25 protein-coding genes are annotated in these 25613 nt (G+C 51.3%); 17 read left to right on the forward strand and 8 right to left on the reverse strand.

Annotation, left to right across the window (positions count from 1 at the left end; translation table 11 throughout):
• Positions 1-129 precede the first annotated feature (129 nt).
• The 7 genes from miaB (at position 130) to RB298_RS22415 (ending at position 8034) form a co-directional block, all read left to right on the forward strand.
• Positions 130-1689, forward strand: a complete 1560-nt coding sequence (miaB, locus tag RB298_RS22385; protein ID WP_015736274.1) for a tRNA (N6-isopentenyl adenosine(37)-C2)-methylthiotransferase MiaB — start codon at positions 130-132, stop codon at positions 1687-1689.
• 101 nt (positions 1690-1790) lie between these two features.
• Positions 1791-2240: a YlbF/YmcA family competence regulator gene (locus RB298_RS22390; RefSeq protein WP_015736273.1), complete on the forward strand. Its 450-nt coding sequence runs from the start codon at positions 1791-1793 to the stop codon at positions 2238-2240.
• Between the two features lie 161 nt (positions 2241-2401).
• A complete protein-coding gene (locus RB298_RS22395; RefSeq protein WP_015736272.1) occupies positions 2402-3187 on the forward strand; it encodes an NUDIX hydrolase in 786 nt (261 codons plus the stop codon).
• Positions 3188-3254: 67 nt separating this feature from the next.
• Positions 3255-3812: a cysteine hydrolase family protein gene (locus RB298_RS22400; protein WP_486048624.1), complete on the forward strand. Its 558-nt coding sequence runs from the start codon at positions 3255-3257 to the stop codon at positions 3810-3812.
• Positions 3813-3869: 57 nt separating this feature from the next.
• Positions 3870-5324 (forward strand): nicotinate phosphoribosyltransferase, encoded by a 1455-nt coding sequence (locus RB298_RS22405; RefSeq protein ID WP_192572602.1) that lies wholly within the window; start codon positions 3870-3872, stop codon positions 5322-5324.
• A 1091-nt stretch (positions 5325-6415) separates the two neighbouring features.
• Complete coding sequence (locus tag RB298_RS22410) at positions 6416-7414, forward strand: NADPH:quinone oxidoreductase family protein (RefSeq protein WP_096774473.1); 999 nt, start codon at positions 6416-6418, stop codon at positions 7412-7414.
• A 92-nt stretch (positions 7415-7506) separates the two neighbouring features.
• Complete coding sequence (locus RB298_RS22415; protein ID WP_096774472.1) at positions 7507-8034, forward strand: hypothetical protein; 528 nt, start codon at positions 7507-7509, stop codon at positions 8032-8034.
• Between the two features lie 64 nt (positions 8035-8098).
• On the opposite strand, the gene RB298_RS22420 is transcribed toward RB298_RS22415, so the two are convergent.
• Positions 8099-8617, reverse strand: coding sequence for a MogA/MoaB family molybdenum cofactor biosynthesis protein (locus RB298_RS22420; RefSeq protein ID WP_096774471.1), 519 nt, complete (start codon positions 8615-8617; stop codon positions 8099-8101).
• 108 nt (positions 8618-8725) lie between these two features.
• Here RB298_RS22420 and RB298_RS22425 point away from each other — a divergent pair, with 108 nt between their 5' ends.
• The 7 genes from RB298_RS22425 to RB298_RS22455 all read left to right on the forward strand — a co-directional run bounded on the left by RB298_RS22425 (position 8726) and on the right by RB298_RS22455 (position 14787).
• Positions 8726-9760: a CobW family GTP-binding protein gene (locus tag RB298_RS22425; RefSeq protein WP_486048627.1), complete on the forward strand. Its 1035-nt coding sequence runs from the start codon at positions 8726-8728 to the stop codon at positions 9758-9760.
• A 129-nt stretch (positions 9761-9889) separates the two neighbouring features.
• Positions 9890-10228 carry a four-helix bundle copper-binding protein gene (locus RB298_RS22430; protein WP_009590455.1) on the forward strand — a complete coding sequence of 113 codons (339 nt, stop codon included), beginning with the start codon at positions 9890-9892 and terminating at the stop codon, positions 10226-10228.
• Positions 10229-10395: 167 nt separating this feature from the next.
• Positions 10396-11637, forward strand: coding sequence for an ROK family protein (locus tag RB298_RS22435; RefSeq protein ID WP_486048629.1), 1242 nt, complete (start codon positions 10396-10398; stop codon positions 11635-11637).
• 5 nt (positions 11638-11642) lie between these two features.
• Positions 11643-12521: an ATP-binding cassette domain-containing protein gene (locus RB298_RS22440; protein ID WP_486048631.1), complete on the forward strand. Its 879-nt coding sequence runs from the start codon at positions 11643-11645 to the stop codon at positions 12519-12521.
• The gene (locus tag RB298_RS22445) at positions 12518-13249 is read left to right on the forward strand and encodes a hypothetical protein (RefSeq protein WP_486048633.1); all 732 of its coding nucleotides are present in this window, start codon (positions 12518-12520) and stop codon (positions 13247-13249) included. The genes RB298_RS22440 and RB298_RS22445 overlap by 4 nt, the downstream gene beginning before the upstream one ends.
• 79 nt (positions 13250-13328) lie before the next feature.
• Complete coding sequence (locus tag RB298_RS22450; RefSeq protein WP_015736261.1) at positions 13329-13793, forward strand: hypothetical protein; 465 nt, start codon at positions 13329-13331, stop codon at positions 13791-13793.
• A 67-nt stretch (positions 13794-13860) separates the two neighbouring features.
• Positions 13861-14787, forward strand: coding sequence for an S-layer homology domain-containing protein (locus RB298_RS22455; protein WP_486048635.1), 927 nt, complete (start codon positions 13861-13863; stop codon positions 14785-14787).
• A 198-nt stretch (positions 14788-14985) separates the two neighbouring features.
• Here RB298_RS22455 and RB298_RS22460 read toward each other — a convergent pair whose 3' ends face one another.
• Both RB298_RS22460 and RB298_RS22465 read right to left on the reverse strand, forming a co-directional pair.
• Positions 14986-17091 carry an ABC transporter ATP-binding protein gene (locus RB298_RS22460; protein ID WP_213579167.1) on the reverse strand — a complete coding sequence of 702 codons (2106 nt, stop codon included), beginning with the start codon at positions 17089-17091 and terminating at the stop codon, positions 14986-14988.
• Positions 17092-18849, reverse strand: a complete 1758-nt coding sequence (locus RB298_RS22465; RefSeq protein WP_036661603.1) for an ABC transporter ATP-binding protein — start codon at positions 18847-18849, stop codon at positions 17092-17094.
• A gap of 585 nt (positions 18850-19434) precedes the next feature.
• Between RB298_RS22465 and RB298_RS22470 the strand changes: the two genes are divergently transcribed.
• Complete coding sequence (locus RB298_RS22470) at positions 19435-19740, forward strand: HesB/YadR/YfhF family protein (protein ID WP_009590696.1); 306 nt, start codon at positions 19435-19437, stop codon at positions 19738-19740.
• A 46-nt stretch (positions 19741-19786) separates the two neighbouring features.
• Positions 19787-20236, forward strand: a complete 450-nt coding sequence (locus RB298_RS22475) for an NUDIX domain-containing protein (RefSeq protein ID WP_009590665.1) — start codon at positions 19787-19789, stop codon at positions 20234-20236.
• Between the two features lie 139 nt (positions 20237-20375).
• Here RB298_RS22475 and RB298_RS22480 read toward each other — a convergent pair whose 3' ends face one another.
• A complete protein-coding gene (locus RB298_RS22480; RefSeq protein WP_009590651.1) occupies positions 20376-20888 on the reverse strand; it encodes a hypothetical protein in 513 nt (170 codons plus the stop codon).
• 250 nt (positions 20889-21138) lie between these two features.
• On the opposite strand from RB298_RS22480, the gene RB298_RS22485 reads away from it, so the two are divergent.
• Positions 21139-22884, forward strand: a complete 1746-nt coding sequence (locus RB298_RS22485; protein WP_486048638.1) for an ABC transporter ATP-binding protein — start codon at positions 21139-21141, stop codon at positions 22882-22884.
• Between the two features lie 79 nt (positions 22885-22963).
• Here RB298_RS22485 and RB298_RS22490 read toward each other — a convergent pair whose 3' ends face one another.
• The 4 genes from RB298_RS22490 to RB298_RS22505 are packed head-to-tail and all read right to left on the reverse strand — an operon-like array spanning position 22964 to position 25588.
• The gene (locus RB298_RS22490; protein WP_375120286.1) at positions 22964-24256 is read right to left on the reverse strand and encodes a DUF6080 domain-containing protein; all 1293 of its coding nucleotides are present in this window, start codon (positions 24254-24256) and stop codon (positions 22964-22966) included.
• A 60-nt stretch (positions 24257-24316) separates the two neighbouring features.
• Positions 24317-24637, reverse strand: coding sequence for an EamA family transporter (locus RB298_RS22495; protein ID WP_096774462.1), 321 nt, complete (start codon positions 24635-24637; stop codon positions 24317-24319).
• Positions 24627-24968: an EamA family transporter gene (locus RB298_RS22500; RefSeq protein WP_145037666.1), complete on the reverse strand. Its 342-nt coding sequence runs from the start codon at positions 24966-24968 to the stop codon at positions 24627-24629. Before RB298_RS22500 ends, RB298_RS22495 begins: the two co-directional genes overlap by 11 nt.
• Positions 24956-25588 (reverse strand): HAD family hydrolase, encoded by a 633-nt coding sequence (locus RB298_RS22505; RefSeq protein ID WP_145037668.1) that lies wholly within the window; start codon positions 25586-25588, stop codon positions 24956-24958. The genes RB298_RS22500 and RB298_RS22505 overlap by 13 nt, the downstream gene beginning before the upstream one ends.
• Between the last annotated feature and the right edge of the window lie 25 nt (positions 25589-25613).

Consider the following 25613-nt stretch of genomic DNA (forward strand, 5'->3'; position numbering starts at 1 on the left):
CAAGGAACGCTCTAATAGCACCAGGGTGGTAGCTTAGGCATAAAGATCATGATATAATTTAAAACAGTGCCTATTAAGCAATATTGTCATGTAAACCAGAGATTTTGCGGATCTAAGGAGTGACCTAGCATGTCCAAAGAAAGTAAGGACTACTCCAAGTATTTTGATTTTTCAGGAGCCAAAGTTCTCTCGGAAGACGAACACGGGAAGAGAATTCGCATCAACGGCCGGGAAATCAACATTCTTTCGGAGCCTAATCATAGACAGGAAAAACAACGCGGCAAACAGAGTGTCGAAGTCCTGTACGATACCGAGCTGCCTGAGGAGTTCCGAAGCATCGGGGCTGGCAAGCATTACATCGTGTATACGTACGGATGCCAGATGAATGAGCATGATTCCGAGACGATTAAGGGATTGCTGGAGCAGATGGGCTACCGGGCAACCGAGGATCGCAAGCAGGCGGACATCATTTTGCTCAACACATGTGCCATTCGTGAGAATGCGGAGGACAAGGTGTTTGGCGAACTCGGCCACCTGAAGCATCTGAAGACGGAAAAGCCGGATATGCTGCTTGGGGTTTGCGGCTGCATGTCGCAGGAAGAATCGGTCGTGAATCGAATTCTCCAAAAGCACGGCTTCGTGGATCTGATCTTCGGCACGCATAACGTACATCGTCTGCCTCACTTGATTCAGGAAGCGCTCTTCAGCAAGGAAATGGTGGTTGAAGTGTGGTCCAAGGAAGGCGACATTGTCGAGAATCTTCCGAAGAAAAGGGAAGGTCTCCGCGGCTGGGTCAACATTATGTACGGCTGTGATAAATTCTGTACATACTGCATCGTCCCTTACACCCGCGGCAAGGAACGCAGCCGGCGTCCGGAGGACGTCATTGCCGAGGTTCGCGAATTGGCCCGTCAAGGGTATAAGGAAATTACGCTGCTCGGTCAAAACGTGAATGCGTACGGCAAAGATTTTGAAGATATCCAGTATCGCTTCGGCGATCTGATGGATGATATTCACAAAATCGATATCCCGCGCGTTCGCTTCACGACATCCCATCCAAGGGACTTCGACGATCATCTGATCGAGGTGCTGGCGAAGGGCGGCAACCTGGTGGAGCATATTCATCTGCCGGTGCAGTCGGGAAGCTCGCAAGTGCTCAAGAAAATGAGCCGGAAATATACCCGCGAGACGTATTTGGAACTGGCCCATAAGATTAAGAAGGCGATTCCCAATGTAGCGTTCACCACCGACATCATTGTAGGTTTCCCCGGCGAAACCGATGAGCAGTTTGAGGAGACGCTGTCCCTGGTACGGGAAGTAGGTTATGACTCTGCGTATACCTTTATTTATTCTCCGCGCGAAGGAACGCCGGCAGCGGTGATGGAGGATAACGTGCCGATGGAGGTTAAGAGCGAGCGTCTGCAGCGCTTGAACGCCGCCATTAATGAATACAGCCGCAAGAGCAACGACAGGCTGCTTGGATCTACGGTGGAGGTTCTGGTAGAAGGAGTCAGCAAGAACAATGATTCCATGCTGTCCGGACGCACGCGCACGAACAAGCTGGTGCATTTTGAAGGCTCAACGGAACTCGTAGGCAGCTTCGTGAATGTACGGATCACGGATACGAAGACCTGGTATATCAAAGGGGATATGATCCCGGACGCGATTCCTGCCTCAGATGCGGTATAATGAAGGGGCAAGAAGCATGCCAATGCAGCATAGACCGTTACCGCAATGGATCCATGCCTGCATATACCCATATAGATGATGAAGAATTGGAGCGATGAACCTTGGCACATGATCATGTTCGTACCAACACCTACGGTATGTCCACTTACAATACGCGTGAATTGATTATACGCGACGATATTCTGGCGAAAGCCGGCGAGCTGGCGAATTTAATATCCACAAGCGAAGAAGTTCAGATGTTTAAGCAAGCGGAAGAGAAGATCCAGAATCACGAACGGGTCCAAAACCTGATCAAAACCATTAAGAAAAAGCAGAAAGAAATCGTAGCTTTTGAAACGTTCCAGAACAAGGACATGGTAGCAAAAATCGAACGCGAGATCGAAGAGCTGCAGGAGGAGATTGACAGCATTCCGCTCGTGATGGAGTTCCAGCAAAGTCAGAGCGACATTAATTATCTCCTTCAGCTGGTCGTGTCCGTGATTCACGATACCGTTTCGGAAAAAGTGAACGTGGAAACAGGCAAAGATACGCCGCCAAGCAGCTGCGGATAGAGGAAACGAGGTGCGGAATGGTTCCGCACCTTTTCTGTTCTTGTTAAGGCATGCACAGAATGAGGATGTATAGGGCATAGTAAACTTATATAGAGATTGGGCTAGGAAATCCTTGACATCATTTTTAAATATGTCATAATGAAATTATCAAATTAATAGTTATGGTGATGGAAATGACGGATCGCGAACAGGCGCCAAAGAGCAGTGCCAAGAAATACAGAACACCGGACGGTGTGCCCGCCGATATCGTGATGTTTACCCTGACGAAGCGGGAACGGAAGACCTTTACCAAGACACTGCCCATTCGGGAGCTTAAGGTGATGCTGATCCGGCGCAGGTCATGGCCTTGTGCCGGCATGTGGGCGCTTCCCGGCGGTTTTTGCCGTGAAAGCGAGTCGATTTACGATGCCGCCAAACGGGAGCTGAAGGAAGAGACCGGGGTGGACGGCGGACACTTGGAGTACTTGGGCGTGTATAGCGCGCCGGGACGTGATCCAAGAGGCTGGATTATCAGCCATGCCTTCTATGCGCTCGTAGAGGAGTGGATGCTGGAGCACCGCCAGGCTGCCGATGACGCGGAAGAGGTTGGCCTGTTTACGGTCGCGGAAGCTTTGGAGGAGCTGGAGCTTGCTTTTGACCACAGGGATATTATTATGGATGCTTACCGCAAGATTCAGCTGCAAATGCTGCAAACGACGATTGCCAGGCAGTTTTTGCCGGAGCATTTTACGCTGAGCGAGTTATACCAGGTTATCCAGACGGTTGTGCCCGAGTTCAACGAACCCAACTTTATCCGTAAAATCACATCGACCCGCAGCAGACAGGGGATACTGGAAGAAGCGCGGGATGAGAACGGCAAGCCGCTAAGCTCCAACCAATATTCCCAACGTCCGGCCCAATTGTACCGATTTACGGATCATGCGCCGCTGCTATCGATTTATACGTAGCAGGTCGATGATTCAACCGCTGTTATTTTATCGATCACATTAATCATATCGTAGAGGAGTGTGTCAGATGAAAGCCTTAATCGTGATAGATTTCACGAATGATTTCGTGGATGGTAACCTGCCGGTAGGGAAACCCGCCATCGACATTCAGAAGACCATTGCAGAGTTGACCCGATTATACAGCGATCGCCGAGATTTTGTCGTCATGGCCGTGGACCTGCATGAGCAGGACGACGCTTTTCACCCCGAAACCAAGCTGTTTCCTCCGCATAACATCCGGGGAACCCGGGGGCGGGAATTATACGGCGAGTTACAACAGGTCTATGAGGATCGCAAGGATACGATCTATTGGATGGATAAAACAAGATACAGCGCATTCTGCGGTACGGATCTGAACCAGAAGCTGCGGGAACGCGGGATTACCGAAGTCGATCTTGTCGGGGTATGCACCGACATCTGCGTGCTGCATACAGCCGTGGATGCGTATAATTACGGGTACACAATAACGGTGTATGAAGATGGCGTTGCCAGCTTCAATCCGGAGGGGCATAAGTGGGCGTTAAGCCACTTTCAGGGCAGTCTCGGGGCAGCCGTTGTGCGAAGCGAAGAATTTCTTAATCGATAGACAGCTCGAACTACCCGGAAGCATGGATGAACCGGGTCATACTGGAGGATGATCGTGATGCTGACAGCAGGATTAGCACTACATACGGACAAATACCAGATCAACATGATGTATGCGCATTGGATTAACGGCTCTCATCGTACGCGTGCGGTGTTTGAGGGATATTTCCGCAAGCTGCCGTTCGGTAACGGGTACGCCGTTTTTGCCGGACTGGAAAGGATCGTGCATTATATCGAGTCCTTGCGTTTCTCGGATGAGGATATCGCGTATCTGGCCAAACAGGAAGAGAAGTATAAGCCTGAATTTCTGGAGGAGCTTCGCCGCTTCCGGTTTCAAGGGAATATTCATTCCATGAAGGAGGGGGCGCTGGTATTCCCGAACGAACCGCTCATTCGGGTGGAAGGCACCATTTTCGAGACGCAGCTGGTCGAAACCGCGCTCCTGAACTTCATGAATTTTCAGACCTTGATCGCGACCAAGGCCTCCCGCATCCGTCAGGTGGCCGGCGGCGATACCTTGCTGGAGTTTGGCACAAGACGCGCGCAGGAAGCGGATGCGGCCGTGTGGGGAGCCCGTGCAGCGTATCTGGCCGGCTTCCATGCTACCTCGAATATGCTGGCCGGCGAGAAATTCGGCATTCCGACCAAAGGCACGCATGCGCATTCCTGGGTGCAGACCTTCCGGAGCGAGCAGGAGGCATTTGATATTTTTGCCGAGGTCATGCCGGATCAAGTGACGCTGCTGGTGGATACCTTCGATACGTTAAAGAGCGGGATTCCCCATGCCATCGCGACAGCGAAGAAGCTGGAGGCCCAAGGAAAGCGGATGAATGCCATTCGTCTGGACAGCGGGGATTTGGCTTACCTGTCGATTCAGGCAAGGAAGATGCTGGATGAGGCCGGTCTTCATTACGTCGGCATCGTGGCTTCCAACGATCTGGATGAAGGAACGATTCTGGATCTCAAGGCACAGGGGGCTAAAGTGGATACTTGGGGCGTCGGTACCCAGCTGATCACGGCGGCCGACCAGCCTGCGCTCGGAGGCGTTTATAAGCTGGTGGAGCGGGAGGTTGACGGGAAAATGGTACCGACCATCAAAATCTCGGGCAACCCTGAAAAAGTGTCCACCCCCGGCAAAAAGGACGTGTACCGCATCATATCCAAGGGCAGCGGCAAAGCGATCGCCGATTACATCTGCTTCCCGGAAGAGGAAATGCCGCCAGAAAGCGGCAAGCTGAAGCTATTTAATCCGCTGCATCCTTACATGCGCAAAAACGTGAAGAACTTTGAAGCGGTGTCCATGCTGGAACCGATATTCCAGAATGGCGAATTGGTGTATGTACTGCCGGAGCTGGAGGAAATCCGCAGCTATCATGACGCACAGCTGGGACAGTTCTGGCCCGAGTATTTGCGTAAGCTGAATCCGGAGATATACCGCGTGAACCTGAGCGAAGAGGTCTGGGAAGTGAAACAGCGGATGATGGCCGAGTTCATGGAACAGCATGAAGATTAGAATATAAAATACACCAATGAAAAAGACGCTTCCCCAATCTTGCCGCTTGGCAGGAGAAGGGAGCGTCTTTTGGTACTTGGCCTATAGGTCAAGTCGATCCACTATGCTTCCGTTGACGTCACGCGCGGTGAGATGAACCTTGTCCTTGTTCTCTAGCATGTCGGGCTGGCGTTCGTAATACCATATGTACAAATCTTCACTGACATCCGGCCTCAGTTGTTGGTAGGGTATGGTATGTGCCGGCTGACCATTTACATGTATCCGAATGGGCTCTGTGCTTCTATACAGGCCAAAGACGAGTGATGAATCCATGCTTGTCTCCGAGAATACGGACGGAGAAGAGGGATTCTTGGGAGAAGGGTATAATATAGATACGGCGGACATCTTCCATCCGAACCATCCTTTGGTATAGACGGATAATTGTAGTCCCGCTCTAGATGTCACCACGAAAGAATAAGCCTTCTCAGAGGTTAATTCGGATTGTATGATTTCAGCATGATTAATGCTGTAAGGTGCTTCAAAAAAAGCATGTTTCTCCTCGAATACCGCCGCTTCGATCGAGCGGTGTGTGCTTGTGTATTCGTAGATCCCTGTCATTAATATGAAGAGGAGGCCGATTAGTGCGTACACTTTGAGACCAGGCCAGGTAATTAAAGGGAAAACCCAGAAGACGAGTCTAAACAGCGTTAGAGCGAGACCCAAGCTTAGAAAGAAAACGAGAAACGAGCCGGCAATGCCCCCTGATTGTGTATGTATACCAAGGAATCCAAAAATCTGGTTGATCGGTTTATGGACGACCGGTAACAGAAATAGTGTCACCAGAGTGAGCCAGAATGAGAAGCGGAAGGATCTACGTCTAGATCCATAATCAAAATGAGTCATAACGTGGATTTCAACTCCAGCTGATAATTTTTTTATAAAAGTATTCTTTTTTCCATAATAACACAATTCTGATTATAAAAGACGATACTGGATCATTTCTCGGGAAAGCGCATAAGTCGCCATATTCCGAGAGCATGTATAAAGCTTCGACACATGGTGCCAATCCAGATTGCTTTACAGCACCTAAACTAACCCAAGGAGTGATATGTGTGGACAACGAAACCGAATTTCAAGCCTATGTGCTTCGTCGAGATGAGCAAGGGGTTCGCGGCAGCGTGGAGAACATGAGTTTGGATCGGCTGCCCGAAGGCGACGTTATCGTGCGGGTGTTATACAGCGGGGTTAACTATAAAGACGGGCTGGCCAGCATACCGGAAGGGAAAATTGTCCGCCGGTATCCGTTCATTCCGGGCATTGACCTGGCAGGGACGGTCGTGCATTCCGCTCATGCGGATTACAAGGAGGGCGATGCCGTTCTTTGTACCGGTTATGAATTAGGGGTATCTCATGAAGGCGGGTTCAGCCAATATGCGAGGGTTAAGGGAGAATGGCTTGTCCCGCTGCCGCAGGGCTTGTCACCGCGTGATGCGATGGCCATCGGTACCGCAGGTTTTACGGCTGCATTATCGATAGAAGCCTTGATACGGAATGGACTGCGGCAGGAACAGGGTTCCGTCCTAGTTACGGGAGCAACGGGGGGAGTAGGCAGCTTCGCAGTGTCCATCCTAAGCCAGTTAGGCTATCACGTGACGGCATCCACAGGAAAATCCAGTCAGAGGAACTGGCTTTTACAGCTGGGAGCCCATGAAGTGATCTCCAGGGAAGAAGCTGCGGCAGCCTCCAAGGGGGCCATCTCTGCCGAGCGATGGGCAGCCGTGGTAGATCCCGTCGGTGGTAATCACTTGGGCGCCATCCTGAAAAGCGTGCAATACGGCGGAAGCGTCGCCGTTTCCGGCATGACGGGCGGCGGTGCGTTTGAAACGACGGTGTTTCCGTTCATACTGAGGGGAATCAATCTCCTGGGCATCGACTCGGTGTACTGCCCAATGGCCTACCGCCGATCAGTATGGTCGAAGCTGGCCGATGAATGGAAGCCGGCATCCGTGCTTCAAGAAGGAATTACCGAATACGGACTAACCGATCTGCCTGTAGTGCTGAACACCATTCTTAAAGGCGGGGCGGTTGGAAGAAGCGTCATCGCTTTGTAATATTACCCTGATTTCGCATACGCATAATGTTCCTCATCCTCAGGCAATCTAAGGGAAGGCAACCTCTGACACCTAAGGAAGGGTGAGTGAACATGAATTATCGCAGAATCGTCACCGCTTTATTGCTTTGTTCCATTCTTGCCATATCGGTCGGTTGTTCCAAGCAGGTGGCCAAGGACGAGATGCGCCTATATAACATGAGGGCTTACGAGGAAGGCTCCAGAGAGGCCCGGATATCAGGCCGGGGCATGAACGGAAAATTCCTTGAGGATCTCCAAGCCTCGTTCAACCAGGCCAATATGCCGTTGACCAACGAAACCTATGTAGAGGACAACGTCGGCAATATCACGTATCAATACCGGATCAATTATGATGCAAGCCAGTTTATTACCGTGTATGTCTATCAGGATCAAGCGGCCAGGGAAAAAGGGCTCAAGGAAATCTATGGCGTAACGGAAGGGGATGCCAATGCGGCCGGCGGGCATAATCTGATCATAAGTGACAAGGAAACGTCCATCGTATATACGTCGACGGGCGACAAAACGGATAACTATTATGATCAGGTCAAAAAAATAGCGCCCTCCCTGCTCGCCAAACATCAACGACGCGCCAGCAGTTAGGATACAGCTAAGGCCGGATGCCCATATGCATCCGGCCTTTTGCTTGGTGCCAGGCGTGAGTTGGTTATGATCGGTGTTTATCCAGCTCATATTTGACGTGCCGCAGCTCAGGCAGGAGGATACGGTTCATCGCAAGTTTTACGGCACCGCTGGAACCCGGCATCGAGAAGACGGCCGTGTGGCTTATCGTGCCGCCGATCGCGCGGCTTAATATAGCCGCAGACCCGATATCTTCGGTGAAGCTAAGGAAGCGGAAGATCTCTCCGAATCCCGGGAGTTCTTTATCCAGCAGCGAAGAGACCGCTTCATAGGTGGTATCCCGGCTCGAGATGCCTGTTCCGCCGGTTAATAACACGATATCGATCTCCGGAGCGCTGACCGCGGAATAAATCGTTTCACGGATCGTTTCGTAGTCGTCTGGAACAATGCTGTATGCCACGACGGCATGTCCGGCTTCTTCAAGCAAGCCGATCATCAGTTTGCCGCTCTTGTCCGTGTCCTTCGTCCGCGTGTCCGAAACCGTAATCACCATACAGTTCACGGAAGCGGGGGATTGCTGTTTATGTTCTTGCGTCGAATTCATGCGTTATGACAACTCCTGTTCAGTTAATGGCGGGACGCTTGCGGTAGACGGATGAAATGTAGTACACTCGCTAGCATAATAAACAATGTGCGCAAAGGAGTATGGAACGTGGAGCACGTAACACCCATTTATATTTTATCAGGTTTTCTCGGCAGTGGAAAAACGACATTGCTTAGCCGCCTCATTGCCTCCTTCAAGCAGCAGGGATTGCGGCCGGCCATTGTCATGAACGAGATCGGCGAGGTTAACATTGAAGGGCTGGCAGCCGATGAAGCGGTGCCGACGGCAGAGATGCTGAGCGGCTGCATCTGTTGCACCATTCGTTCCGATTTATCATCCGAAATCGCGATGCTGATCCAGCGGGAGCGGCCGGATGTCATCGTTATCGAAGCGACGGGGATCGCCAATCCGATGGAAATTCTGGACGCGACCGCGGAAGCTTCGTTATATATGAGAATTGACGTGAAAAAACTGATCACCGTCGTGGATGCCGCGCATCTGCTGCATTTGAACATAGAGCAGAAGGGAAAGACCTACCGATTGATGCAGGAGCAGATTCGTGCAGCCTCCGCGCTCGTCCTTAATAAAATGGACCTGGTCGAAGAACGGGACAGAGAGACGATTCGAGAGCTGGTGAAGCGGTGGAATCCGCATGCCCCGATTGTTCCTTCGGTGCGCTGCGACTTGAATGTTGAAGATTTGCTGCAGAGTGATCCCGTGGATCGGAATGAGCATTCGATTGTACATCATCGCGAGGCCGGGAATACCCTTGAGCACACAGACATGCACAAGCAAGCCAACAGCCATAAGCATGACCACAACCACGACCATACACATGAACATGGCTCCCATGATCATGTCATGTCGTACACATACTACTTCAGCCATCCGGTAAACAGCGTGGAGTTCGAACGATTGATAGCCGGGCTGCCAAGGGATGTATACCGGGCGAAGGGCATTCTCACTTTCAGCGATACGAACAGCCGTTTTTTGTTCCAGTACGCGTTTCGCGAATCCGATTTCATGAAAATAACGCCCCAAGGCCAATTGCCGGATGTGGTGGTGTTTATCGGGGAGCATTTTCAGAAATCGCTGCTAAGGGAGCAGCTTGAACAGCTGGAGGGGAAGACAAGCCGGGCATAAGACAGCCATTTTTTGCCTGACCATTCTGGGCAATTGTACCTTGGGACTTTCTGGCCGGGTTTGATTCAGAGGGCAGTCGAACGTTTAATACAAAGGCATAGCGTAATAACTACAAGGAGGATCTATCCAATGTTAAATGAACTCAAATATAAAGAATGCATCGAAGCATGTCTCCAATGTATGAACGCTTGCAATGTATGCTATGTATCCTGCCTGAAAGAATACGAGCTGGCCATGCTTCGCGATTGTATTACACTCGATAGAGAGTGTGCGGATATTTGCGCTTTTGCGGCTCAAGCCATGTCCCGCAAAAGCCCTTACGTTAAGGAGATTTGCGAGCTGTGCATCAAGGCATGCCTGGCTTGCGCGGAAGAGTGCGAGAAGCATGATCATGAGCATTGCAAACAATGTGCGGAAGCATGCCGGAAATGTGCCGAAGCATGCCGCGAAATGCTGAGCCACGTTTAATCTAACAAGTTTCTAATGCGTGATATAACTAGGCCTGATTTCCGATTAGGAGGTCAGGCTTTTCATTTGCGGTTCGAGTAATGGATTTTACTAACTCCGAATTTTCCCCTATGATAGATGTGTGAGAGGGCAAGAACAATTATGGGTAAAAAGAATGAGGTTGTAAGATGAACAGTTCCGTTGGCAAGAACAATCGGCATGTCAAAAACCTGAATCGTATCGGCATTATCGCGCTGCTCCGCGACTACGGCAGTTTAACGAAAGCGGAAATCGCGGCCAAGATGAATTTGACGTTTACCGCCGTGAACAATTTGGTGGATGAGCTGATGAAGGATCGATTGATTGCTGAAGCCGGGTTTTACGACGAGTCCAGCCGGGGCAGGAAGCCCAAACTCATCTCCTTGAATCCCGGTGATATTTATACGGTTGGCGTTCATATCAGCGCCTCCTCCGTAAGAGCGGCAGTCATTAATTTGCAGGGGAAAGCGATGATGGAGAAACGTTCCTCCTTTGAAAATAACGCCAATCGCGGCAGCGTGGTGAATGTCATAATCTCCACGATCCAAGACGTATTGGACGAGTCGGGCCTGAAGTCCCAAATCATCGGTATAGGGGTGGGAGCACCGGGACCGCTTGATCCGGTCCAAGGCAAGATTCTGTCTCCGCCGAACCTTCCCGGACTGCATCAGGTACGATTAAAGGGACTGATCGAGGAGAATACGGAGCTTCCGACGCAAATCGAGAAGGACGCTAACGTGATGGCACTCGGTGAGTTATGGTATGGAAACGGCAGGCATTTCAACCATTTGGTATACGTGGATGCGGATATCGGGATCGGAAGCGGATTGATCTTCAACCAGAAAATATATCAGGGTTACCCTTATGGAGCCGGTGAGATCGGGCACTGCACGATCGATATTGACGGTCCGCGCTGCAATTGCGGCAATACCGGCTGCCTGGAAGCGATCGCATCCGGTATGGCCATCGTCCGCAGGGTCGGAGAAGAGCTGCGGCGCGGAGCTGCCAGTTCTCTTCAATCCTCGTTTGATGGCAATGATCACGGATTGGACATCACCGATGTGATCACGGCCGGTCTGGACGGAGATCCATTGGCTGCCAATATGCTGAACGAATCGGCTCGTTATGTCGGTATATCCCTGGCTAATGTCATTAACCTGCTAACCCCGGAAACGATGATCATCGGTGGAGTCCTTGCGAACCGGTACCCGGATTACTTCACATATGTAAGAGAAACATCATATAACAGAAGCTTGTCCAGCTTTCACGATAAAATCGTGCTTCAGCCATCCGAGTTGGGAGAGTATGCGGGCGTCATAGGCGCCGGCACGATCGTGTTCGAAAAATACCTGAACGAAATACAAACACCAGAATACGTGAACAGGAGTTGAAGTGTTTGCAGGAGCTGCTGGAATTGAACGGAGTACATAAGCGTTTCGGCAAGTATGCCGTCCTGCATAACATCACCTGGAGCATCTCCCGCGCTGAGTGCGTTGCGATAACGGGAAGCAATGGCGCAGGCAAGAGCACCATGCTGCATGTGATAGCGGGGCTTGCTAACCCGTCTGAAGGGTCCAGGATCGAATATGGGACATCGCTGCGCGTCGGCTATGTACCGGAACGTTTTCCTGCGCTGCGGTTTCGCCCTTCCGAATATTTGCGCCATATGGCCGGCATTCAGGGCATGGACAAACAAGAAGCCGCGAAGCGGATCGATGCCATGCTGAATGTGTTTCAATTGCAGGACATGAAGATGACGCTATGCTCCAAGGGGATGCTGCAAAAGGTCAATATCATGCAGGCCTTGCTTAGCCAGCCCGATCTGCTGCTTCTGGATGAGCCGCTTTCGGGATTGGACGAGTCCTCCCAGATGGAGATGATCGGCATTCTGACCGAGATCAAAAGACAAGGAACGGCTATCGTGATGTCCGTTCACGAGCCGCTGCTTATTGCATCGCTGGCTGACCGGGAGACGCGGCTGCGGCAGGGGCGGATCGAGCGGGACGGATTGCTTGAAAGGAGTCCGCATTTAGAGCGGATGAAGCTGGAATTCACGCACGTTTCGCCAGACAACATGCTGGAGCTTGAACGCCGCCCCGGGTTTCTCTATTGGATATCCAGAGGCAACCCGGCATCGATGATGGTTACGCGGCAGGCAACGGACGACATGCTGCTGGATATTTTGCAGTCTGGCGGTTCGCTGATACGGCTTGAGCCTTGGCACGGGGAGATGAAAGAGCCCGAGCGCGCGGCTATGGAGGGGGAGGGAGCATGATGGGATCCCTGATTCGTTACTTGCTTGCCAGTTACACAAGATCTTATCGATACTTTGCTCCGATCGCATTCATGCTGATCTCGGTGGTGTTCCTCTACTCCTACCGGCCTAACCCGATCATGGACAGTTATGCCGTGACGGCAGCCTTTCTGTTTGTCGGCTCAGCTTGGCTGGGGTTGAATTTCCACAATCACGATCAAGGGCGTCAAACGATGCTCCTGATTGTTCATAGCGGCAAGGCCCTACGGTTTTATGCCGCCCAATATATCACGGTAAGTCTTCTGTCCATCCTATTCAGTGCATTCGCTGTCCTTTATCCTGTCATCTTCGGGATGTTCGATAAGCCGATTACATGCTCCGAGCTTGCACTTGGTTATGCGGGACATGTCGCAATGTCCTTGCTGGGCATTTCGCTGTCGGTTTTCTTTCAGTTCGGCTTCATGGAGAACCAGGGAAGAGCGGCAGGGTTACTGTTCATCGTGATCATTGTTTCCTTGGCCGGTCAATCCATTGTCCAGTTCGATCATGCTTATTGGGGAATCATCCCTTACTTGCTGCCGCCTGTCTCCGTCATGATGGACCTGTTCATGCATGCCGACGAGCGGTCACCGGCCGTCAAACTCCTGACGATCGCCTATTCCTTCATCTACGGATTTATATTACTGGCTGTTTATTTATGGACGGCTTCCCGCAAGGACGCAGCGTCCATGATCCGAAAAGTAGGTTGAAGTAGGAGGAGTCTTCCTTTACCATAGGAATATACACAAATAGAAACGGTAAAGACAGCCAATACTAGAGGAGGATACCATGAAACAAACTCGACTGCTGGACAGTGACCACTCCAAAGAGCTGTTTGCCTATTTCGGATTAGCGGTGTATTATTCACAGGCCCTTGAGCAGCAGCTCGCGAATTTGTTGATGCTGATCAAGCTTTCTCAAGGGAATGTGCCTTCAGAGGAAGATTTCACCCAATTATATCAGCGGAAACTAAGCAGCTCCCTGGGCCAGCTGGTCCATGAGATCCAGCATTACTTTCCGTTCTCCGAGGAAGAGACGCTTCAATTAAAAGAAGTATGGAAGCAGCGAAACTATATCGTTCATGATTATTTCAAAGAACGGATCCATGAGACGTTTAGCCCGGCCGGCCGTTCCCGAATGATTCGGGAGCTGACGGCATTTAAGGACCAAGCCCAAGCGCTGGAGCAGAAGCTTCAAGGTTACTCCCGCGAGATGTATATAAAGCTGGGCCTGGATAGCGAAAAAAGCGTGTAGAAGAAAATGCGCTTTAGATGAAACATATTCCAGCACCTCTGCGTCAGGAATAATAGGAGGTGTAACTATGAAAAAAACAACCAAATTATTAACCGCTATGCTTGTCACTTCGTCATTGCTCGGTGCCGGCGCCGCCTCTGCTTTTACGGATATACAAGAGGAGAAGCCATTGCAAATGGTGAAGGAACTGCAATCGAAAGGGATTATCCAGGGCATCAGCGCCGACAAATTCGCTCCGTCCAAGACGATAACGACCGCTCAGGCGGTGCAGATGATCGTGAATGCGGCCGGCCTGGAGGTGCAGCCGAACTTTACGGGCCGCTCGTTTGACAGTGTTCCGAAGGATGCTTGGTTTGCCGAAGCCGTGAACATTGCGGCTCAGAACGGATTGTCGGTATCCGCGGACATGAAATGGAATGAGCCGATCACGCGCGAAGGGTTCGCGACCTTGCTCTCGGAAGCGATTCAGAAGACCGGGAATTATCCCGTGATCATGATGTATTTGCATGTGGCCGACGAGGGTCTGATGAAAGAGGAGAGCCGGGGGGCCGTGCAATTCCTGCTGTTAACCAAAATCGCGAAGCTGGACGCGAACGACAAGTTCCATCCAACGAAGAGTTTATCGCGAATCGAAGCCGCAGAGCTCGTATACAATTCCATTCGATTCATTGAGGAGCATCAGAAGAACATGACACCCGAAGAGCCGGCGCAATCTGAACCGGATGTAAGCACAAGCGTTGTCAAGTTGGACGAATCGCAGAACAAAGTCACGGTAACCAAGGAAGATCTGCCGAATCCGGGGTATGGCATTAAAATTACTTCGGTCGACTATGTTAGCGACACCGAAGCCGTAATCTACTTCAAGGTGGTGCAACCCGATCCGGACAAAATGTACCCGCAGGTCATCTCAAAATCGTCCGATGACGTGCTCGTGCCGTCCAAATACACCAAAATCACGGTCAAAGCAGCCGGTACTCTTGATTCGGCAAAGTAATTCTTGTCGTGTGCCGCCAGAATACGATGTAAAAAAGAAGGCTGTCCCCAAGCGAATGTTACATTCGACAGGGGACAGCCTTTTTATAGTGTCGGAAAGTATAAACTTCGAAGCTTGGAACTTCCGGATATCGCAAGAAAAACTACGATTAACCTCGGTCTGTCTTCATATGACTGCGTTAGCTTTGCCTAACTTGATCTATAAATGCCCTCCGGCCAAGTTGCTGTTGGAAGCGGCCAGCACCGTTTCCTTATTCTCCGGAACCGAAGGCGAGCTTCCTTGCTGGAGCTGGTACATTTTAAAGTACCTTCCGCCCAAGGCCATCAATTCGTCATGGGAACCCTGCTCCACGATTTCTCCGCGGTGAAGGACCAGAATCTGATCGGCGCTGCGGATCGTGGATAAGCGGTGAGCGATGATAAACGTTGTACGTCCGCGCTTCAGAACCTCCAGCGCGTCTTGAATCAAGGCTTCCGTCTCGGTATCGATGTTAGCGGTGGCCTCATCAAGGATCAGTATGGCCGGGTTGAACGCCAATGCACGGGCAAACGAGATCAACTGGCGCTGACCGGCGGAAAGCGTGCTGCCTTTTTCCAGCACCGGCTCATCAAAGCCTTGCGGCAGATGGGCCAGGAGCCGATCTGCACCTACGTCGCGAAGGGCCTGCTCTACCTGTTCCCGGGTAATGTTCGGATCGCCCAGGCTGACATTGGATGCAATGGTGCCGGTGAACAGGTACGGATCCTGCAGCACGATTCCCATATGCTTGCGGAGCCACTGCTTCGGAATATCGGTGACAGGCTGGCCGTCAATCGTGATGGTGCCTTTTTGCGGGTCGTAGAAACGGAACAGCAGATTGATGATGGAGCTTTTGCCCGAGCCCGTATGCCCGACAAGCGCAACCGTCTGTCCTTGCTTCGCTTCAAACGAAATGTTCTTCAGCACGTAGTCCTTCTTGTAAGCGAACGATACGTCCTGAAACTCCACATTCCCCAAATATCGCGGCATGGAGCCGTCCGTTACTTTTTCGCCCGTTTCATCCATCAGCTCGAATACCCGCTTGGCGGAGACGATGGAGGTATCGAGCGCGGCCAGCTGGTTGACCATGCCGGTAATCGGCTGGAACATGCGGCCGAGCAGATCGACGAAGGCGTACAGCACGCCGATCGAAACGATCCCGGCACCGTTCAGCGATGCCGAACCGAAATACCAGAGCACGACCACAAAGGAAACGTTACGCAGCACATTGACCAGGTTGTGCGTGGTGAAGGAGTTCAGATTCAGCATTTTGTTCTGATGGGCCATGTAATCCGCGTTTAGCGCCTCGAACTCGTCCTGGGTCGCTTTTTGGCGGCGGAATACACGGATGATGGCCATACCCTGAATGGATTCATTGATAATGGCGTTAATCTCGCTCAGACGGGAGCGGATGACCGTATTGTATTTGGTTGCGAATTTACGGTACAGGATGGTCCATACAATCAGCATCGGGATGACAAACAAACTGATCAAGCCGAGTCTGACGTCCAGAAGGAACAGGGCGACATAAACACCCGTGATATAGACGGCGCCGGAGCTGAAGTTGGATAATACCGCAACGAACAGGTCCTTTACCGCTTCGGTGTCATTGGTTACCCGGGATACGACTTTGCCAGCCGGCAGATTATCGAAGAAGTTGACGGGCAAGCGCTGTATATGGGCATATACATCGGTACGCAGCTTCTGGATGACCCGATTGGCTGCCGATTGGAGCCAGTACGTTCTGCCGAATACCGTTATCATGGAGATCAGAAGACAGATCAGGAACAGGCCGACGAGTTTATAAATGCTGGGCAGCTCGGGCTTGTAAAATTCAAACAGCTGTTCCTTGGTTAATTTGACGGCCGGGTATTGCAGCTCTTCCGAGGCGTAGGAAATCGTCAATACGCCATCCTGGAAGGAACGGTTTCCCTCGGTTCGGGTTACCGGCTCATCAATGAAATAGAAGCTGCGGCCTGCCTGAACGAGGCGCACTTCCCGGCCTCGCGTCTCGCCTTCCTGAAAGCGATCCTCGCGTTTATAATAAGTTCCGTTATAGGATGCGGCACCCTGAGCCTGCGTCGTCTCATAATAGGGACGCTCGATGCCCAGGATATGCTCGTCGATCATCGTTTTCGCGATGAAGGGCCCTGCCAGCTCCGCGGCAACGCCGATGGCCAGCAGAATCAGGGCGGTGATGAAGGTGCCCTTAGCCGTTAAGGCATAGCGGAAGAGCCGTTTGGCAATTCCGGATTCATTCGAGATGGTTGTATCGCTTGGAGTCAATTAAGACACCTCCTCCGAGGTCAGATTGTTTTCCACCTGCTGGCGTTCGAATTGCTCGCGGTACCAGCCGCCGAGTTCCAGCAGTTCATCATGGGTTCCCTGCTCCGTGATTCGGCCGTCCTCCAGCACGACGATCAGATCGGCATGCTGGACCGCCGAGAGGCGATGCGTGGAGATCAGGGTCGTTTTACCGGCACGCTTGCTCCGGATATTATCGATGATCCTGGCTTCCGTGCGCGCATCCACCGCGGACAAGGAATCGTCCAGAATCAGGATTTCAGGATCGCCGATGAAAGCCCGGGCCAGGGATACCCGCTGTTTTTGCCCGCCGGACAGCGCCACGCCTTTTTCGCCGACAACGGTATCAAGACCATCGGACAGGGTGACCAGATCGCGGTCAAACGCAGCGGTCGTAATCGCCTCCATGATCAATTCGTCGCTGGCATCCTTCTTGCCGAATTGGATGTTCTGGCGCACCGTCTTGGAGAACAGGATCTGCTCCTGCGGCACATACCCGATCCAGCTGTGGAGCTGATCGGTCGCGAGCCTCTCCATCGGCACGCCGGATATGAGGATATCCCCGGTTCCGGTCGGATACTCATGCAGAAGCTGCTTCAGCAGCGTCGATTTGCCGCTGCCCGTGCGTCCTACAACGCCTAGCGTCTGCCCTTTTTGCAGCGTAAAGCTGATATTTTGCAAATTTTCGATCGTCGAGGTCGGGTAACGGAAGGTGACATCCTTAAATTGAATCGTGTCCGGAACCTTCACGTCTACGGGGTCCGCGACGTCGGCAACATCCGGCGGCGTCTTCAAGGTTTCGTTGACCCGATCCAGCGAGGCGTTACCCCGCTGCATGATATTGATCAATTCCCCGATAGCAAACATCGGCCAAATCATCATCCCGAGGTACATATTGAACGATACGAGATCTCCGAGCGTGATTTGATTTTGGAACACGAGGTACACCCCGTAGGCCAAACCGATGACGTAGCTGAGACCGATGGAAAAATTGATGGTCGGCTCGAATAAGGCATCCACTTTGGCAACCGCCAGATTTTTGCGATATACGTCATCCGTAATATCCTGGAAGCGCTGTTGATCGGCGCGTTCCTGCACATAAGCGCGGATGACGCGCACGCCGGCTACGGACTCCAGCACCTGGTCGTTCATGTCTCCAAAGGCATCTTGAGCCAGCGTGTAGCGCTTATGAATGGCTCTTCCGTAGATCACCATGCCGATGGCAATGATCGGCATCGGCAGAATCGCCGCCAGCGTCAGCTTCCAGCTGACGATGAAACCCATGGCGAACAGGACGACGATCAAGTAGATGGTGGAGTCCGTCATGACGAGCATGCCGAAGCCGGCGGTTGCAGCCACGGAGCGAAGATCATTCGTCGCCTTGGCCATCAGGTCCCCGGTACGGTTGCGCTCGAAAAACGGAGGAAGCATCCGCAGCAAATGGTTCATGTACCGGGTACGGAGCAGGCGTTCCACGAGGTTTGCGCCTCCGAATAAACGGTGCATCCATATGTACGTGGCACAATATACGACAGCAACGATGCCGAGAATCATGAGCAGGTATTGGACGAGGGACGCCCAGGTTATGGAACTGCTGACGATATCGTCAATGGCGTTTCCGAGCAGGAGCGGCGGCAGAAGCTCAACCAATCCGCAAAAGATGAGCAGCGCCAGGCCGATCAAATAACGTTTTTTCTCACGCTTGAAAAACCAGCCTAAATTTTTAAGTACGGCAAACACATTATCCCTTCCTTTCGTATCGTTCTGGCATCATATCATCCGCAAAAACCAAAAAAAGCACATCATCCGACGACGGACGATATGCTTCATTAATTTTGAACTTATCATACGCACGGTGATCATGACTTCCGCGCAAAGGTCAGCAGCTTCGTTCTAATTCATTCCGACAACGAACGAACGAGGCTTGATGATGATGAGTCAGCACCAGCGGGGAGTCGATCCATATTGAATTGTAAGGAATGATGATCCAGATGATCTTTATCCATCGCAAACAATTTCAGCATGTCACTCACCCTTTCTTCGTCATTTTACATTTTATTCAAATCGATCTCGTATGGACTGAATTTTATCACCATGAACTGGAATGTGTCAAACTTATTTTTTCGGATCCCCGCGAGTTATTCTTATAGTGAAGGAAGGCCGGAACCTTATGTCACTATTTAATTATCAAAATGATTTGTATCCTAACGTGCGTATGCGTTATGATAATATTGCAGCTAAATATGGATACCGTCCCTATGATCTCCGGTCTGCCAAAAAGATAGGGATCAACATAAAATAACGTCTAAGGAGGGTGCACGACACATGCAAATTCAAGTCAGCGATCAGGCAGCACGTTGGTACAAGAAGGAGCTCGACCTTCAAGCCGGCACGTTCGTTCGCTTCTTTCCACGCTATAGCTCAGGCGGCGGGCTCCATCCCGGCTTTTCGCTCGGTATTTCGGTAGAAGAGCCAAGGGAAGCAGGACTGACGGAGCGTTCGGAAGAGGTAACTTTCTATATGGAAGAGCAGGATTTGTGGTATTTGAAAGGGTATACGCTACGCGTGAAATATGAGGAATCCTTGGATGACATTTCGTATATTTATGAAGAAGAGGGCGCAGTAAATTAACCTGATGAGAGACTGCAGCGCCATCTAGGGAAAGGAGGTTCCCAAGATGAGCGTATATCACCGTGATATTCGCCAGTATATCGGCAAACGTTCGGTGGTCCGTGTGAAAGCGGCGGTGCTTGTGCTGAACGATAACGGAGAGATTCTTCTCCTGAAACGTCAGAACAGGGACGAGTGGGGACTCCCGATCGGAAACCTGAAGCCCGGCGAAGCTCTTGAAGACACAGCCTCCAGAGAGCTGTGGGAAGAGAGCGGCCTGACCGCGGACGATATGCGACTCTTGGACCTTGTATCAGGTCCGGAGTATATGAAGAAGCAGCTTGGTGGAGATGAGGTATATTATGTAATCGGCGTTTACGCGGCAACCGGTCTGCACAGCGCCATTCATTTGTCCCCGAATACGGAAGTATCTCTTAAATATTTTGATTTCCAGGCATTGCCCGCTATGGATGCGATCACGATCCGCTTGCTCGATAAGATAAAAAAGAAGAGCTGAGGCTCGTTCGTGGAGGCAGATGTGCATGCTTTAAATTCCCCGCACGGGGAATTTTTTTCGGTCAACATGAGGAGTCCCTGCCCCATTCAAACCGGGGAAGGGACTCCTTTTGCCTTGTGTATGCATGTACACAGGAGCCTTACGGCTGCCCGGATAACGGGACCTCCAGCGCAAAGTCAAAATCGTCGATATCATAGACCTGCACGGGAAGAGCGCTTTCAACGATGCGCTGAATCAACTCGTATTGATCCGTCAATATGGGAGCCTCCGCTTTTTGGGAAGCCAGCAGCAGCTCGGTCTCAATGGGATCGAAGGACTCTCCGTACGGTGCGGTGTCCATGGTGTTCATGACCGAGACCCGAGTGGTTTCGCTAACGGGAATGGTCGGGCTTTTGGACCAGGGAACCTGGAGGGCCCGCTCGATTTTCTTTTTGTTCAGCGGCTCTTCGAAATATGAAATCAATTCGCCGATCTTTATCTTGACGTGCTGGTCATCAGCACTGCTATTCATGAGATGTTCCTCCGTGGTATGAAGCTCATATAATTCCAAAATCGTGGTGTATGGAATGATGTATTCGACGGGTTTGGGTGGTACTAACAGCTGACCGTAAATGGCCAGCATGACCGCCTCCGTCACGAAAATTCTGGTCATGACTAAATCCTCCTGCAGACATGATACATTTCATGAGTTTAGAACTAATAAAGCATTGAAGCTCTCAAATGTCAACTGCTCTTCGTCTGTCACAAGATGGATGTCCCTTGAGAAAAACCTCCATCGATGTACCTTTACAGAAGGCAGACAGCGTTTAGAAGGGCGTTTTTCTTGCGATTATCGAAGGGGTTCACCTTCGCAGAAAACATTGTGCATTCTATAACCTGAAGAAAGGGGCTGTGATTCACCTTTGAAGTCATGGAAAATCTATTATCCGTTCGTTAAGCCGTATATGAAGTGGATCATTCTCACCCTCATCATCGGCATGATCAAATTCGCGATCCCGTTATTGCTGCCCATGATCATGAAATATGTCGTGGATGATCTGCTGATCAATCAGCAGATGAGCATCGAGCAGAAAATCCAGGATCTGATGTGGATTCTCGGGGGGACGCTGGTGCTGTTTGTCATCGTTCGCGGTCCGGTGGAATACCTGCGTCAGTATTTTGCGCAGTTCATTACGAGCCGTATTTTGTTTGATATGCGTAACCGGCTGTATGCGCATCTGCAGCGGTTGTCCCTCCGTTACTACCAGAATACCAAGGTCGGCGAGGCGATATCGCGTTTTATCAATGATGTGGAGCAATCGAAAAACCTGGTGGAAGTCGGCATGATGAACATCTGGCTGGATATGTTCACATTGCTGTTCGTATTAGTGGTCATGCTCTTCATGAATCCCGTTTTGACGCTGGTTGCCATCTCGATTCTGCCTCTCTACGGACTAGCGGTGAACTTACTCTATAAACGGCTTAAGCGCTTGACCAAAGACCGGTCGCAGGCTCTCGCGGGCATTCAGGCATACCTGCATGAGCGGATTCAAGGGATCTCGGTCATCCGAAGCTTTACCCTGGAGCGTTATGATCAGGAGAAATTCGAAGGCATCAACGGAAATTTCCTGAATAAAGCGATGGCCCAGACGCGCTGGAATGCACTGACTTTCTCGGTGATTAACACGCTGACCGATATTGCGCCTATTCTGGTTATCGGGTACGGGGGCTACCGGGTGATCCAGGGAGATCTGACATTAGGTACGTTTGTTGCCTTCTTCGGTTATCTCGACAGATTGTATGCGCCCCTTCGCCGCCTGATTAACTCTTCAACGGTGCTGACGCAGGCCTCAGCGTCGCTGGAGCGGGTCAAGGAGCTAATGGACGAGCCGTATGACATCGTGGACCGTCCGAATGCCAAAACGCTTAAGACCGCGGGACAGATTGAATTCGACCGTGTCTCCTTCAAATACAATGACGCTGCGGGATGGGTGCTTCAAGATATTAACCTGACCATTCGGCAGGGACAGACGATTGCGTTCGTCGGCATGAGCGGCGGCGGCAAATCGTCCCTGATCGGACTGATTCCGAGATTCTACGATGTGCAGCAGGGCGCGGTGAAGATTAACGGCCACGATGTCAGGGATTTGACGCTGGACAGCCTGCGCGGATCGGTGGGCATGGTCCTGCAGGACAACTTCCTGTTTAGCGGCACCGTCCGAGAAAATATTCTGTTCGGCAATCCGGAGGCGGATGAAGCCGCGATCGTCGCCGCTGCCCAAGCCGCCAATGCCCATGACTTCATCACCCAGCTGCCGCAAGGCTATGACACGGAAGTGGGCGAACGCGGCGTCAAGCTGTCGGGAGGTCAGAAGCAAAGGCTGGCGATCGCCCGCGTCTTTCTCAAGGATCCGGACATTCTGGTGCTGGATGAGGCGACTTCGGCGCTGGATTTGGAGTCCGAGCATCTGATCCAGCAGGCGCTTCAATCCCTATCCAATAACCGCACCACATTGATCGTCGCCCATCGTCTTTCGACCATAACGCACGCCGATCAAATCGTTGTGCTGGAGAATGGAAGAATTACGGAGCAGGGCACGCACGGCGAGCTGATGACTCTGGATGGAAGCTATGCCAGACTGTACAACGTGCAGCATTTGGAGACTTAATTACACGAAAGACCCGTCCTTCTTAGGCATGGTATTCGGCCATGCTTCAGGGGACGGGTCTTTTGATTTTTTTACAGTCTTATTTCTCGATATGTTTGAACACCGTGTCATAGGTCGTCTGAATATAGTCCAGCGACTGACCGTGCAGCACGATATTGTTGACGAGCGTGATGAGCAGGAACAGCGCCATGATGCCGGTGAGGACTTGTTGAAGCCGGAGGCTCTTCGTCTTGGCAATGAACAGCGCAGCAAGCACGAACAGCGCAAACAGATAATGTCCTGCGTAGAGGTAGAGATCGTAAGCATATGTGGCCAAACCGAACCCCACGATGATGTGCAGCAGAATGGCGAACAGAATATAGATGGAAAATGCCCAGGTATCCCGGGAACGGATGCCCCTGATAAAGGACAGAACGGCTAGGAGCAGTACCCCGATCCCGACGATATGGACATGGATCGGATACGGTTTGGCCAGATCTGTCACGAACGCCGCGATTCCCGGATCGATCATGGCAAGCTCAGGCGACAGGATCGGGCTTACAAACAGCATGTAGAAGACCCGGGAATGATGCTCCCATGAAAAGGGCGAAACATAGCTGAGCGCACCATTCTGCACGCTTGAAAACACGTTCGCGATCCATGACTTACCGGAGAACAGCAAGTGCTGAAGCAGGGTGACGATCACCACCATTCCCAGAAAAATCAGCATAATGATGATAAACCTTTTGAACGTATCCATTCGGCGCCGATCGAACAGGCTGATCAGCAGCGCTCCAGCGAACGTTGCCACATTCGTGGACGTGATCCCGAAATTAATCAGGGCCAGGGAGGCATTCGGCATGACGGCATACCGGTCCTCCAACCGGCTGTAGTGCAAATAAGCGGCCGACAAAATGATCATGAATTGGGCATACGCGTATGAATCCGGAATGAATGCCGTGAACAGCGAATATGAGCTGATACCGAAGAAAGCCGCCGTTACGAAGGACAGCAGCCAGCCGGCTCCGCTTCGCCGAACGATGTAATAAACCAAAGCTGCACTAAAGGCGTTCAAGACGGATTGAATCAGAAGATAAGGGAGGTTGGAGCTCCCGATCATCGTTGTTAGCGGACTCGTCAGGAAATTAATGAACGGATGGATGATCGAAATATTTTCCGGTCCATATTCCATCGAAGGGTCGAAGTTAAATAGATTCAGCGTAAAGGGCGCACCGTAGAAGGGGCTGTGAGGCATCAATTCGGCTGCGTGATCCTTGATGTATGTCACGAAGGGAAGGTTCATGAATACATACCATAAGGCAAGGCAGACGCTTAGCCCGACCGCCGTGAAATTATCTTTTCTATTTCCAAATAAATAACTGAAAAAAGTCATGTTTTTCGTTCCACCAATCTATCCGTGATATGTATTGAGATTCGGCCTAGCGGCATTCGTTTACCAGATCAGCAGCAGCAATCCGGATATGATAAAGGCGACGCCGGCGATTTTTCGAATGCCGATGGTTTCCTTGAACACCAGTTTGGCAAACAGCAGCGCCCACAGGAACGTAAGGGCATTGGCCGGCATCACCAGCGTATACGGAAGTTTCCCCAGCAGGTAAATGTTTAACAAGGCTCCCAAACCGTAGCTAAGAAAACCGATCAGCAGCAGCTTGATTCGTTTACCCGCGGTATATCCTTTGAAGAATACGCTGCCCAGCGAGCCCAGCAAGGTCATTAGAAGCAGAAGCAAGTACAGCGGCACGTCACTTTTCATAGGAGGTTAATGTCACCCCGATTCCAAGCAGGGCCACGGCGGCCAGCTTTTTCAAGGTTAACGGCTCATCCAGAAAGAAATCCCCGTAAAACAAAGCCACGATATAGCTGATGCACATCAGGGGATAAGCAACGGACAGCTTCTCCAGGGAAAACGATTTGATCATGAGGATGGCTCCCAGGCCGTAACACACAAATCCGATTCCCATATACACCAAATTGGCGTGTCCCCATTTCCAGAACAGCTGGCCGGTCGCCGTCAAAAAAGCCGATAAGACCATAAACAGCTTGCCTAGGTGGCGCGGGGCACTCTGCGCTTTTACTTGTTCCATGTTAATCCCTCGCATCCATGGGCGGACTTTTGATTGATCAAATATTTGTGCTTAACAAGCCGAAACATCGGCAGGTCGGATAAGGAATCGGAGTACGCGCAGGAAGAGTCGTAATCAATGGCCAGCCGCTGCTCGCTTAAGTATTCCTGAATCCGGTTCACTTTCTCCTCCCCCTTGCAGTTGTTTCCTTCAATCATCGACGTGAAACGCCCATCCCGAACGGATAATTTCGTGGCAATGACCGCGTCGACGCAGGGCAGCTCCGCAAAATATCTCATGTAAGCGTCGGGGGACGCGGTTACGAGCAGGACATGATAGCCCTCGCTTTTTTTTAGCTGCATTTCCTTCAGCGCATCCGGGAAGATGGCAGGCTTCAATTCCGTTTCGTAAAAATGCTTCAGGTCGGCGTCATCCATATGGCGCATTGCATGAAAATAAGCGCTTTTTGCCTTTTCGGCTTCCAGGAGACGGAGCTTGTAGAGCACGGAATGCAGCACGACTTTCAGGATGACCGGTGTCGTGGCCGGGTGTTTTCGTATGCCGTACTTCAAAAATCGAAACATGGAGTCCGTATGGATGACCGTTTTGTCGATGTCAAAAATAGCGAATTTCTGATTCATGAAATTTCCCTCAATTGCCGTTTTT

This window comes from Priestia sp. BR_2, from assembly GCF_041954005.1.
In the GTDB taxonomy this organism is placed as follows: Bacteria; Bacillota; Bacilli; order Paenibacillales; family Paenibacillaceae; genus Paenibacillus_AQ; species Paenibacillus_AQ lautus_A.